Origin of the sequence: Pseudoponticoccus marisrubri (assembly GCF_001482405.1) — a bacterium.
Lineage (GTDB): Bacteria > Pseudomonadota > Alphaproteobacteria > Rhodobacterales > Rhodobacteraceae > Pseudoponticoccus > Pseudoponticoccus marisrubri.
On record NZ_LPXO01000022.1, the window covers coordinates 17,297 to 29,441 of the forward strand.

13 protein-coding genes are annotated in these 12,145 nt (G+C 67.1%); 7 read left to right on the forward strand and 6 right to left on the reverse strand.

Annotated elements, in window-relative coordinates; translation table 11 throughout:
* Positions 1–119: 119 nt before the first annotated feature.
* The 3 genes from amrA (at position 120) to AVJ23_RS20710 (ending at position 2,064) form a co-directional block, all read left to right on the forward strand.
* A complete protein-coding gene (gene amrA / locus AVJ23_RS20705; RefSeq protein ID WP_084794838.1) occupies positions 120–1,502 on the forward strand; it encodes an AmmeMemoRadiSam system protein A in 1,383 nt (460 codons plus the stop codon).
* A 96-nt stretch (positions 1,503–1,598) separates the two neighbouring features.
* Positions 1,599–1,793, forward strand: a complete 195-nt coding sequence (locus AVJ23_RS22960) for a hypothetical protein (protein ID WP_157772748.1) — start codon at positions 1,599–1,601, stop codon at positions 1,791–1,793.
* A 61-nt stretch (positions 1,794–1,854) separates the two neighbouring features.
* A complete protein-coding gene (locus AVJ23_RS20710) occupies positions 1,855–2,064 on the forward strand; it encodes a hypothetical protein (RefSeq protein ID WP_058864139.1) in 210 nt (69 codons plus the stop codon).
* A 28-nt stretch (positions 2,065–2,092) separates the two neighbouring features.
* Here the strand turns inward: AVJ23_RS20710 and AVJ23_RS20715 are convergent, their stop codons facing one another.
* Together AVJ23_RS20715 and AVJ23_RS20720 are read right to left on the reverse strand one after the other, a co-directional pair.
* On the reverse strand, positions 2,093–2,731 hold the full coding sequence (locus AVJ23_RS20715) for a response regulator transcription factor (protein WP_058864140.1): 639 nt from the start codon (positions 2,729–2,731) through the stop codon (positions 2,093–2,095).
* Positions 2,728–4,134, reverse strand: a complete 1,407-nt coding sequence (locus tag AVJ23_RS20720) for a cache domain-containing protein (protein ID WP_058864141.1) — start codon at positions 4,132–4,134, stop codon at positions 2,728–2,730. Before AVJ23_RS20720 ends, AVJ23_RS20715 begins: the two co-directional genes overlap by 4 nt.
* 436 nt (positions 4,135–4,570) lie before the next feature.
* On the opposite strand from AVJ23_RS20720, the gene AVJ23_RS20725 reads away from it, so the two are divergent.
* From AVJ23_RS20725 to AVJ23_RS20740, 4 genes are all read left to right on the forward strand, one after another.
* Positions 4,571–5,674, forward strand: a complete 1,104-nt coding sequence (locus AVJ23_RS20725; RefSeq protein WP_058864142.1) for a TRAP transporter substrate-binding protein — start codon at positions 4,571–4,573, stop codon at positions 5,672–5,674.
* A 121-nt stretch (positions 5,675–5,795) separates the two neighbouring features.
* On the forward strand, positions 5,796–6,734 hold the full coding sequence (locus tag AVJ23_RS20730) for a TRAP transporter small permease subunit (RefSeq protein ID WP_058864143.1): 939 nt from the start codon (positions 5,796–5,798) through the stop codon (positions 6,732–6,734).
* Between the two features lie 16 nt (positions 6,735–6,750).
* Positions 6,751–9,111, forward strand: coding sequence for a TRAP transporter large permease (locus AVJ23_RS20735; protein WP_058864144.1), 2,361 nt, complete (start codon positions 6,751–6,753; stop codon positions 9,109–9,111).
* A gap of 179 nt (positions 9,112–9,290) precedes the next feature.
* Positions 9,291–9,563: a hypothetical protein gene (locus AVJ23_RS20740; RefSeq protein WP_058864145.1), complete on the forward strand. Its 273-nt coding sequence runs from the start codon at positions 9,291–9,293 to the stop codon at positions 9,561–9,563.
* 17 nt (positions 9,564–9,580) lie between these two features.
* Here the strand turns inward: AVJ23_RS20740 and AVJ23_RS20745 are convergent, their stop codons facing one another.
* The 4 genes from AVJ23_RS20745 to AVJ23_RS20760 all read right to left on the reverse strand — a co-directional run bounded on the left by AVJ23_RS20745 (position 9,581) and on the right by AVJ23_RS20760 (position 12,109).
* Entirely contained in the window at positions 9,581–10,396 is an 816-nt protein-coding gene (locus tag AVJ23_RS20745) for an arginyltransferase (RefSeq protein ID WP_058864146.1), read from the reverse strand.
* Between the two features lie 129 nt (positions 10,397–10,525).
* Positions 10,526–10,969, reverse strand: coding sequence for an RDD family protein (locus AVJ23_RS20750; protein ID WP_205626897.1), 444 nt, complete (start codon positions 10,967–10,969; stop codon positions 10,526–10,528).
* A 63-nt stretch (positions 10,970–11,032) separates the two neighbouring features.
* The gene (locus AVJ23_RS20755; protein WP_058864147.1) at positions 11,033–11,455 is read right to left on the reverse strand and encodes a DUF2852 domain-containing protein; all 423 of its coding nucleotides are present in this window, start codon (positions 11,453–11,455) and stop codon (positions 11,033–11,035) included.
* A 165-nt stretch (positions 11,456–11,620) separates the two neighbouring features.
* Positions 11,621–12,109 (reverse strand): YbaK/EbsC family protein, encoded by a 489-nt coding sequence (locus AVJ23_RS20760; protein WP_058864148.1) that lies wholly within the window; start codon positions 12,107–12,109, stop codon positions 11,621–11,623.
* Between the last annotated feature and the right edge of the window lie 36 nt (positions 12,110–12,145).

Sequence of the window (12,145 nt, forward strand, 5' to 3'; positions counted from 1 at the left end):
GCGGACGGGCCGAAGTTTCCGCGAGTTTTCCGCAATTCCGCCACGCCTGCGGGCGAGGCTGGGGGACAACGCGCGCGGCAATCCGTGCCCGCGCAGGACGACCGGACAGGAGGGGCGGCATGGCATGCAGGGTAACGCGATTGGCGGGGCGGGTCTTTCCCGAGGACCCGCTCGAGCTGGCCCGGACCGTGCGTGACTGGTTGGCGCGCACCGCGCCGATGGCCGACCGGCTGGTCGCGACCCCGCGCGCGGTGATCGCACCCCATGCCGGATTGCCGGTCTGCGGGGCGGTAATGGCCGGGGCCTGGTCGGCGACGCGCGATGCCGCGCCTGACCGGATCGTGCTGCTGGCCGCGGCGCCCATGCCGGATTTCACCGGCATCGCCGTACCCGTGCATCACGGCGCGATCGAGATCCCGGGCAAGAAGCTGCGCATCGACCGCGACGCCTGTCGCGCGCTGATCCGGTCGGGCCGGGCGCATGGGCGCGAGGCCGCCTTCGAGGCGCAGCCCGGAATCGACGCGCATCTGCCCTTTGCCCGCTTCCTGCATCCGCGCGTGCCCGTCGTGCCGCTGGTGGTCGGGCAGGTGGCCCCGGCACGGATCGCCGCGGTGATCGACCGGCTGGACCGCCTGCCGGGACAAACCCTGTTCGTCCTGTCCAGCGACCTCGGCCGGGCCGGGACCGCCGCCGAAGCGCGGCGGCTGCAGGCCCGGACGGCGGCGCTGATCGAGACCGGGCAGGGTGCGCGGCTAACCCCCGATGCGGCAAGCGGCGCGCTGGTGCTGGCGGGCTGGCAGGGCTCGCAAGCCGGGCAGGGGTGCCGGGCGCTGCGGCTGGGCCATGCGGTCACCCATCCCAAGGGCGGTGGACCGGTCTCGGGCCATGGCGCCTGGGCGGTCTACCCGCCCCAGGGGGCGCTGCTGCCGGACGGGCTGTCCGAGGTGCTGCTGGACGTGGCCCGGCGGGCCGTCGGCTCGGGCCTGTCACGCGGCACCGCGCCGCACATGCGGCCGGACAGCTATGCGTTGCCGCTGCGCACGCTCATGGCCAGCGCGGTCACGCTGACCGCGGGCGGGACCTGCATCGGATCGGCCGCGACGCTGACCCCGCACCTGCCGCTCGTAGCGGATGTGGCAGGCAACGCCGCGCGCGCCGCGCTGCGGGATCCGCGCGCCACAGGCCGGGCGCCCGATCCGCAGGCGCTGGGGATCGAGATCGACCTGCTGGGCCCGGCCACGCCGCTGGAGATGCCCGACGAGGCCGCGCTGCTGGCGCGGCTGGTGCCGGGCGAGACCGGGCTGGCCCTGTCCGATGCCGGGCGTCACGCGATGCTGCTGCCCTCGGCCTGGGCGGAGTTGGACGACCCACAGCTTTTCGTGGCGGCGCTGCGCCGCAAGGCCGGCCTGCCGCCGGATCACTGGAGCGCGACGCAGCAGATCCGCCTGCTGCATGCCGAGCGGCTGGTCGCGCCGGCCGAAGCGTTGCCGGTGGCGGCGTGAACAGGACCTGTGCGCAGGTCATGAATAGCTCAAATGCGCGCGATCCCGCGCGCCCTCAGGATGGACCCACACTCTAGAAAGAATTGGATAACAGCCGTGGCACGACGCATGCGATTTCGCGATCATTCCATTGTAACAAGCGGTTACGGCGCTCTTTTCATCAAGGACGTGAACCCTGCCGCCGCGTTGCGCCCCGGCAACAGTGTTGCGCAATCGCGCCCCGGATTGCGCGGTTTCGACGCTTTCCGCTTGGCCATCGCAAGAATGCAACAAAGCCGCTCAGAATCGTGAATTGAACCGATCGGTTTTCTGAGCAATCCTGAGAGCGGTCATTGAAGGCGAGGAGGTCGCCATGCAGCGCAACATATTCCACCGCGATTTCACCCTGTGCAAGGCCGTGGCGCTGGTCGTCCTGATCGGGTTGGCCACGTTCCTGCGCGACGTGCCGGCCTCGGCGCCGGACCTGGCGGGCACTGAGGCCGAGGGCGCGCGCATCGTGCCGGCCATGGTGCTGAAATTCTGGGGGGATTGCCCCGAGGATGATACCGCGATCGCCCTGTAACAGGCTCTGACCGCGACCGGGGCGGGCGTCACAGGTTGGCGCCGGTCCCCTGCAGCACGCCATGTTCCAGCGCATAGCGCGTCAGCCCGGCGGTCGTGCTGATCCCCAGCTTGCGCTTGATGTTCTTGCGATGCGTCTCGACCGTGCGGACCGAGATGTCGAGCACCAGCGCCACTTCCTTGTTCGACTTGCCCTGCGCCAGCTGCAGCAGCACCGTCTGCTCGCGGGTGGTCAGCTGCTCGCGCGTGCCGTCGCGCGGTGCCAGCGCGCCCTCGGCCCCGGTGCAGAGATAGCGTTCACCCGCCATGACGGCGTCGATGGCCTGCTTGATCTCGTCCGTGGGCACGTCCTTGAGCACGTAGCCCCGGGCGCCGTGGCTGAGTGCGGTCGAGATGTATTCGGGGCTGTCATGCATGGACAGGACGAGGATGCGGGTCGCCGGGCGGCGTTCGAGGATCATCTCGGTCGCCGACAGCCCGCCCAGCCCGGGCATGTTGAGATCCATCAAGATCACGTCGGGCGACAGCTCGTCCAGCCGGTCGATCATGGTCCGGCCATCGGACAGCGTGGCGATGACCTGCAGGTCGTCATAGCTTTCGAGGATGGCCTCGATTCCCTCGGCCACCATCGGGTGATCATCGACGACAACGACGCGGGTACGGGTCATGCCTTGGCTCTCGGTTGGGCGGGTGGCGCCTCTTCTGGGGGCAGCAGGTGCGTCAGCGGCACCTGCGCCTCGATAACGGTGCCCGCGCGGGAGGACAAGATGCGCAGGGTGCCGCCCAGCTGGTCGATGCGCTCCTGCATGTTGCGCAGCCCGATCCCGGTCTGGTCGCGGCGCCCGGCCTCCATGCCGGTGCCGTTGTCGGTGATGCGCAGCGTGGCGCCCGAGCGGTGGCCGCGCAGGTCGATATCCACCCGCGAGGCGCCGGAATGTCGCTCGACATTGGTCAGCGCCTCCTGCGCGATGCGGTAGAGCGCGATCTTGGCGTCCTGGTCCAGACGGTTGCGGAAGACCACGGTCTCGAAATGCGTCTCGATCCGGGTGCGGGCGCGGAAATCATCGGCCAGCGCCTTGATCGCGGGGCCGAGGCCCAGATCGTCCAGAACGCCCGGGCGCAGGTCGCGGCTGATCCGGCGCACCTCGTGGATCGCCTCGCCCAGGTTGTCGAGCCCCTTGTCCAGCGTGTCGGCGGCGCGCGCGTCGCCGCTGCGGATGCGCCTCTGGGTGATGTCCAGCGCGTATTTCACGCCGACGAGGATCTGGCTGATCCCGTCATGCAGCTCGCGCGCGACGCGGCCGCGCTCGGCCTCCTGCGCGTCGAAGACCCGCTGGGTCAGCTCCTTCAGCTTGGCATCGGCCAGCCGGCGCTCGCGGATGTTGAGGAACAGCCCCGACAGGAAGACCAGCAGCAGCGCCGACAGGGTGATGCCGCCGATATAGAGAAAGGTGCGCTGGACCCGCGCCTCGACCTCGGCCCGGGCCGCGGCGACGGTGTCGAGCACGTCGTCGATGAAGACCCCGGTCCCCACCGCCCAGCGCCAGGAGGGGAAGGAGGTCACGTAGGTTATCATCCGTGCCTCCTCGCCGGTGGAGGGCTTGGGCCAGAGATGCTCGACATAGCCCGCGCCCTGCCGTGCGGTGGCGATGAATTCCTGCACCACCGGCGTGCCCTCGCTGTCGGTCATGTCCCACCAGTTGGCATTGATCAGCTCGGTCTGGCGCGGCGAGACGAGGTTGGTGCCGTCGTAATCATAGACGAAGAAGAACCCGTCATCGCCATAGATCATCGCGGCGAGGATCTGCATCACCTGTTCCTTGGCCGCCGCATCATCGGGCGCCGCCGAGCCGTAGACGAAGTAGAACCCGTTGCGCGCCTGGGTGACGTAATTGCGCAGCTCGCGCTTCTTGGCCTCGATCAGCTGGGTCTCGAGGCCGCGGATCTCGCGCTCGGCCAGCGCGCGCGACTGCTCGGCCACCAGCACGGCGATCGCCGAGACGGCGAGGATCAGCGGCAGCGAGGCCAGCAGGAACAGCTTCTGCCCGTAAGAGATGCGAAGACGCGACATGGCCCTGTCATACAGCGAAATCCGGCGGTGGTGCAGGGGGCTTCAGGAATTCCTGACCCGTCAACGGTCAACGAGTCGTTGACCCAACGGAAAGTCCTGCGAGGCTGTGTCAATTGCGAGTCCCCACAAAATTTGCGTCCTCGTCATTCAGCCGGAAAGCTGCATGGCGACCGGCCATGAGAGGGCGCCCGCCGCGACCGAAACGAAATAGGCGATTCTGCGCGGTCGCGGCGATCCTTGGCGGTTGCCGCGGCCCTCGCACCCCGGTCGGCGTTTCAAACCGGCCATTTTCCCGGGCATCGTGTAACTTTTTCCGGCGGTCCTCCGTAGCAGTGGGTATTTTCTTGCGCGCGGAGTCTGAATACGGTGCGTGCACTCTAACGATCCGCGCGGGGCGGGGAGCCGCGCGCAAGATGACCTTCAGGGAGGATACCACATGGATCGCCGTAAATTTCTTCGCGCCTCGACCGTGGGCGCAGGCGCCGCTGCCGCGTCCAGCCTGGCCGCTCCGGCCTATGCGCAGGGCAAGCGCACGCTGACCATGGTCACCTCGTGGCCGCGCGGCTTTGCCGTTCTGGACGATGCCGCGTCCTATCTGGAAAAATTCGTGGCCGAGATGTCCGATGGCATGCTGACCATCGACAAAAAGGCCCCGGGCGAGCTGGTGGGCGCGCTGGAAGTGTTCGACGCCGTGTCCTCGGGCCAGGCCGACATGTATCACTCGGCCGATTACTACTTCGTCGGCCAGCATCCGGGCTATGCCTATTTCACCGCCGTGCCCTTCGGCGGCACCGCGCAGGAAGTGACCAACTGGTACTACCATGGCGGCGGCGAAGAGCTGCATGACGAGCTGGGCATGATCTTCAACCTCAAGGGTCTGATCGCCGGCAACTCGGGCTCGCAGTCGGGCGGCTGGTTCTCGAAGGAGATCGAGAGCGCCGACGATTTCAACGGCCTGAAGTTCCGCATGCCGGGCCTCGGCGGCCAGGCCCTGGGCAAGCTGGGCGCCTCGGTGCAGAACATCCCCGGCGGCGAACTCTACCAGGCGCTGTCCTCGGGCGCGATCGACGGGCTCGAGTGGGTCGGCCCGATGGCGGACGAGCGTGCCGGCTTCCAGGAAGTGGCCAAGATCTACTATACCGCCGGCTTCCACGAGCCGGGCTCGGCGCTGGCCGCCTCGGTCAACCTCGACGTGTGGAACGACCTGACCCCGCAGCAGCAGCACATCCTGCGCTACGGCTCGATGGCGACGACCCATTACCAGCTGGCCGAGACCCTGGCCAACAACGGTGCCGCACTGGCGCGCCTGCAGTCTCAGGGCGTGCGCACGCTGCAGTTCCCCGATGATGTCTGGGATGCGTTCGGCCGCGCCTCGGCCGAGGTGCTGGACGAGTACATGGATGACGAGCTGTTCGCCAAGATCCGCAACTCGTTCGACGAGAGCCTGGCCAACTCCGCCAGCTGGATCCAGAAGTCGGACGGCTACTACGTGGCGCAGCGCGTGCGCGTGCTGGGCGGCGACGCACCGTCCAACGACTGATCGCAACACACAGGCCGGGATCCCGAGGCGGGGTCCCGGCCGCCTTTTCTGAACAACGTGCCGGAACGACGGGGACCGGGCCGGGCTGATGCCGGCGCCGGTTTTCGGGTGAGGGGGGGACATGGAAGAGACGGAAGTGGTCGGCTTCGGGCAGGCCATCGGCGCCCTGGGCGACGGGATCGTCTGGGTGCTGACGAACATCGTCATGGCGTTCTACAATTTCGGATACGCGATCACCCATCCTGCCAGTTGGCTGAACTGGGGCGAGAACATCTCGATCATGCGCTTCGTGTATTACGGCGCCTCGGTCGAGTTCTTCTTCGTGGTGATGGTCTTCTTCTCGCTGATCTTCGCCATCGGCGTGTGGAAACGCGCCTTTCTGTGGAACGTGGTGATCGGGCTGGAATTCTTCGGCAACTGGGTCGGGCGCTTCTTTGCCTGGGCCGGTCTGCTGATGGTGCTGCAGCAGGTCATCATCGTCTTCATGCAGCGGATCTTCACCCGGCCGGACATCGTGTTCGGCTTCGGCATCCCGCTGCAATTCGACATCTCGTGGTATGCCGAGGAGCTCAAGCTCTACAACGCGATGGTCGTGTCGCTCTGCCTCGCCTACACCTTCGTGCAGGGCGGTCACGTGCGCGTCGACCTGATCTACTCGGCGGTCAGCCACCGCAAGAAGCGCATCATCGACATGTTCGGCTCGCTGTTCTTCATGATGCCCATGGCGGTGCTGATCTGGATGTATTCGTGGTTCTTCCTGTGGCGCTCGCTGATCGTGCCGCCGGTCTCGCCCTCGGATCCGCTGAGCCGGCTCGAACTGAAGGCGCGCGCGCTGCGCTGGAATGTCGAGACGATCGGCTTCTCGCCCAACGGCTTCACCGCCTACTTCCTGTTCAAGGTCCTGATGGTGGCGCTGGTGGCGATGATCTTCATCCAGGCCTGGGCGTTCTTCTACCGCTCGTGGCTGGAATATGTCGAAGGCGAAGAGGCCGACGGCAAGCATCTCGACAAGGATGTGCTCGAGAAGGGCGAAGAGCCCTACGACCACGCGGAATTCTGACAAAGGGGCAGGGCGCATGCTATTCGGACTGGACGGCGTCGAGATCGGCCTGATCATCGTCTTTCTCACGCTCTTTTCGGCCATTCTCTCGGGCTTCCCGGTGGCCTTTGCCATCGGCGGTGCCGGGGTCATCTCCTTCGGGATCATCGCGGCGCTGGACAGCGCCGGGCTTCTCATCCACCAGGCCATCGACACGTCGTCGGATGCCTACCGGGCGCTGGTCGCGTCCGGGGTGAACGAGAACTCGATCTCGATCTTCCGATACCCGGATCTGCCACGCTACGCGGCGGAATCGGTCTTTCCCGCCGGCGACTGGGAAGGCGCGCTGAAGCGCACCATCGCGGGCATCACAAACCGCATCAACGAACGCGTCATCGCGGGCCAGTCCATCGAGACTCTGCTGGCGGTGCTGATGTTCGTGCTGATGGGCATCGTGCTGGAACGCTCGAAGATCGCCAATGACCTGCTGACCACCATGGCGCGGGTCTTCGGTCCGCTGCCGGGCGGCCTGGCCGTGTCGATCGTGGTCGTGGGTGCCTTCCTGGCCGCCTCGACCGGTATCGTCGGCGCGACCGTGGTGACCATGGGCCTGCTCGCGCTGCCCACCATGCTGCGCAACAACTACTCGCCGGAACTGGCGACGGGCGTGATCGCGGCCTCGGGCACGCTGGGGCAGATCATCCCGCCCTCGATCGTGATCGTGCTTCTGGGCACGCTGGCGGGCGATCTCTACTCGGCCGCGCAGGAGGCCCGCGCGGTCGAGGCCGGCTGTACCGACGCGCTGACCTATCTGGGTGAGCCGGCGGTGGTCTCGGTGGGCACGCTGTTCCAGGCGGCGCTGCTGCCGGGGATCCTGCTGGCGGGGCTCTATGCCGCCTATGCCTTCGGCTACGCGATGCTGAACCCGTCCAAGGCGCCGGCCGTCGTGTCGACCGACTCCGAGAACGAGCCCGTGACCCGCGGCGAGGCGCTGACCTGGTACCTCTTCGTGCCGGTCGCCCTGATTGCCGGCATGATGCTGCTGGGCAATGTCAACGTGGTCGGCAGCCAGTCGGTCGAGGTGGACCGTTTCACCGACAGCGGCGAGACGGCCAGCCTGCGCACCAATGTGGGACCGCAATGCCAGGCCTCGATGATCGAGCTGCACGGGCAGGAGGCCTGGGACCAGGCCGTGGCCGAGCAGGCCGCGATCGACGCCGCCGGCGGCGTGGAATCGGCCGAGCGCCTGTCGCCCGAGGAGATCGAGGCCAAGCGCGCGGCGCAGATCGCCAATGCGGCCCCGATTGGCACCGGCATCGCGATCCTCAGCGTCTTCTTCGGCCTCGTGCTGTCGCTGGCGCGCGGGATCTCGCCCTCCTCCGATCCGCGCCCCCTGCAGATCGGCGCGGCCGGGATCGTGCTGGGGCTGCTGGTCGACTGGCTGCTGCTGTCGCCCACCACCTCGTCGGGCGTGACCGTGATCCTGATGGCGATCCCGTGGGCGGTGACGCTCTACGGCGTGGCCATCGGCATGAAGCGGCTTGCGGGCAACGAGCTGTTGCGCGTGGTGTTCCCGCCGCTGGTGCTGATCGTGGCGGTGCTGGGCTCGATCCTGGGCGGCATCACCAACCCCACGCCCGCCGCGGCGCTGGGGGCGGCAGGGGCCATCATGCTGGCCGCCTACCGCAAGCTGTCCGAGGAGGACCGCAGCCCGAAGATCATCCTGTGGTCGACCCTGGCCGTGGTGATCATGATCCTGATCGGGATCAATTTCGACCTGCGCATCAATACCGACGATGTCAGCGTCGAAAGCTGGATCGCCTTCTTCATGGCCTATGCCGCCTATCTCTACGCGCTGTTCGGGCTGCTCTTTGCCTGCTGGGTGCTGTTCCGCTCGGGCGTGCTGACACCGGCGGTGCGAGAGACGGCCAAGGTGACCTCGATGGTCTTCACCATCCTGATCGCCTCGCAGCTGCTGAACCTTGTGGTGATCTCCTTCGGGGGCGAGCACTACATCCAGCTCTTCCTGCGCAGCTTCGATGACGTGCGCACGGTGTTCATCATCGTGATGCTGGTGCTCTTCGTGCTGGGTTTCGTGCTGGACTTCCTCGAGATCATCTACATCGTCGTGCCCATCGTGGGCCCGGTGATCTACGGCGCGCATTTCGATCCGAAATGGGTGACCATCATGATCGCGGTGAACCTGCAGACCTCGTTCCTGACGCCGCCCTTCGGCTTCGCGCTGTTCTACCTGCGCGGCGTCGCCCCGCGCGAGGTGACCACGCAGCACATCTATCGCGGCGTGATCCCCTTCGTGATCATCCAGGTGGTGGGTCTGCTGCTGCTGGCCGCTTTCCCGGGCATCGTCACGATCATCCCGGACCTGATCCCGAACTGACCCGATGGACCGGGCCGCCCCCTTGCGGGGCGGCCCGGCTCCGCCTGACCCGGCGGTCCGACGCTGCGTCCCCTTTCCCCGGTTTTGTCACGTTCCCGTCGTTTCCTGACCCAGAACAGTGGGCATTCTCCTGAGCTATCGGAATTTCATCCGAAACAATCGAGCAGGAGACGGTCGCTATGACCCAGACAGGATTCGCACCCAAATCGGATTTCCAACCCCGCCACCCGTGGCCCGGCACCGACCCGCGCCCGCGCTCGCGGCACAGCCCCCGGCACGGACGGCCCGCGGGCCCGGTCTACCGGCCTGCGCCGCGCCCCGGCGACCGGGTGCTGCGGCACCCCGCGCCCGCGCAGGGCGCGCCCGGGCGTCTCGTGCCGATCACCCGCACGGTGGCGCTGCTGACGGCGATGCTGTTGCTGACACCGGTTCTTCCCGCGCTCCTCGGCTGAGGGGCGCGCCCGCGCGGTCAGGTGCCGCGCGAATCGGGGAAGGAGATATTGGCCACCTGCTCGGCGATCGGATCGGTCGAGAGCGGGTGGGTGTCCGGATCGTAGCTGGAGGGATCCTGCAGCCGTTCCCATTCGCCCTTGCGATAGACCTCCAGCGCGTCGAACTGCGCCTTGTAGCCCATCTTGTCGCTGCCCGGCACCCAGTAGCCCAAATAGACATAGGGCAGGCCGGCCTCGCGCGCGATCTCGACATGGTCGAGGATCATCCATGTCCCAAGCGAGCTGCGCGCCAGCTCGGGCTCGTAGAACGAGTAGACCATGGACAGCCCGTCATCCAGCATGTCGGTCAGGCAGACCGCGATCAGCGCGCCGCTGCGTGTGTCGCTATACTCGATCACGCGGCTGCGGATCGGGGTCTCCTCGATCATGGCGGCGAATTCGAACACGTCCATGTCGGCCATGCCGCCATCGGCATGACGCGTGTCGAGATAGCGGCGGAACAGGTCGTATTGTTCCTCGGTCGCCCAGGGGCTGGTCGCGCGGCGTTCGAAATGCGCGTTGCGCTTGAGCACGCGGCGCTGGCTGCGCGAGGGCTTGAAGCGGCTGACATCGATTCGCGCCGAGAGGCAGGCCGCGCAATCCGAGCAGGAGGGCCGGTAGAGCACGTTCTGCGACCGGCGGAAGCCCTGCTTGGACAGGCCGTCATTCAGCGCCTGTGCCCCGTCGCCCTGCAGCGCCGTGAACAGCTTGCGCTCCATCCGGCCCTCCAGATACGGGCAGGGCTGCGGCGCGGTGACGTAGAACTGCGGTGCAAGGGGTAGCGAATGGCGCATGGTCATCCGTTGGCTGTTGGTTGACAAAACGGTAACAACGATGGGCCGGGTCGCCAAGCCCTTGAAACGCTCAAGACCCCGCTTTTGCGGGGTCTTTCGGACCATCACCCGGCGTCATCGCGTCGCGGATCACGCGCGCCGGTTCAGCGCCACCGTGCCCAGCACCATGTCCGTCAGGCCCTGGCCGCGTTCGCTGAGGAACATCAGCAGGATCGAGCCCAGCTGCAGCAGCACCGTCGACATGGTCACGGTGTATCCCACCGTGTGCAGCAAGGCCTGTCCGGTATCCAGCCGCTCGCCCCAGGCGTTGCGCAGCTCGATCGCCATCAGCCGCATGCCCGGCGTGGCCGAGCGGTTCGAGATCGTGATCCAGCGATACAGGAAGCCGACCGTCAGGTAGATCAGCGGGATGACGAACAGCCCCACGACGGTGAACAGGGCAATCGGCAGGGTGATGAGCGCGATCAGGATCACGTCGACCACCCAGGCCAGGCCGCGCTTGATCGTGACGCCGTCATAGAAACCCGCCTGCGTCTCGGGGTCGGGCAGATGGGACAGCGGCTCGCTATACATGGGGTCCTCCTTGGGGGATGAAGACCCCCGCGACATGCGGGGGCCGGGCGTGTGGGGGCCGGCTCAGGCCTCTTCGGTCTCGCGCGTCGCGCGCTTCTCGCGCTCGTCCATGAACTGGTCGAACTCGGACTTGTCCTTGGCGTCGCGCAGCCGCTCGAGGAAGGCCTCGAAGGCGTCCTGTTCCTCTTCGAGGCGGCGCAGCGTCTCGGCCTTGTAGGCGTCGAAGGCGGTGTTGCCCGAGGGCTTCATCGCGCTCCAGGCCTGGCGGCGGGAGGCGTGCTTGCTGTGGCGGCAGGATTTGCTGAACATTTTCTTGCTCCAGATCATGTAGGCGAGAAGGGCAAGGCCGACAGGCCAGAAGAAGATGAAACCGAGAACCATGGCCGCGATCCAGGCGCCCTTGCCCTTGGAATCCAGCCAGGCCTCGCTCCGGGTCAGCCAGCCGGCATTGGCGGGCAGCTCGGATGAATATGCGGCGGTGGTCATGTCTCTCTCCGTGTTTGCGTTGCGATGTGAATGCTCTTCACATTGAGAAAGATCGGCGTTCGACCCGGCATGTTCAAGGGGCAATGTGAATGATTTTTACATTTTCCGCGAGACCAGGGATCCGGGGCGGTTCAAACGGGTGGCCGCCGCGGGGTTTGAGTATTTTCAAAGAGAAGAAGCCGAAGAGCGGTGCGTGAACGCCGCCACCTGCGCGCCGGTCAGCCCGGGCAGAAGGCGGGGATCGAGCGGGAAGACATGGCGCGGGGTGCCCGCCGCCGCCCAGATCACGTCAAACTCCATCAGCCGCGGGTCGAGCCAGGCGCGGATCGGGGTCAGGTGCCCGATCGGTGCGACGCCACCGATGGCGAACCCGGTCTGCGCCCGCACCAGCGCGGCATCGGCGCGGCCAAGCGGTGCGCCCGCCAGCGCCGAGGCCCTGGCATCGTCCACCCGGTTGCCGCCCGCGGTCAGGAACAGCACCACCTCGTCCGTGTCGCCCGCGCGGTAGATGATCGACTTGGCGATCTGGTCCAGCGCGCAGCTGACCGCCTCGGCCGCCTCCTGCGCGGTGCGGGCCTGTCCGACCTCGCGGATGCCGTCGGGCAGGCCGGCCGCCTCGAGCGCGGCGCGCACGCGTTTCAGGCTCTTGCTCATGGGATCTCCTTTTTGCCGCATCCTGTCGCGGCATCC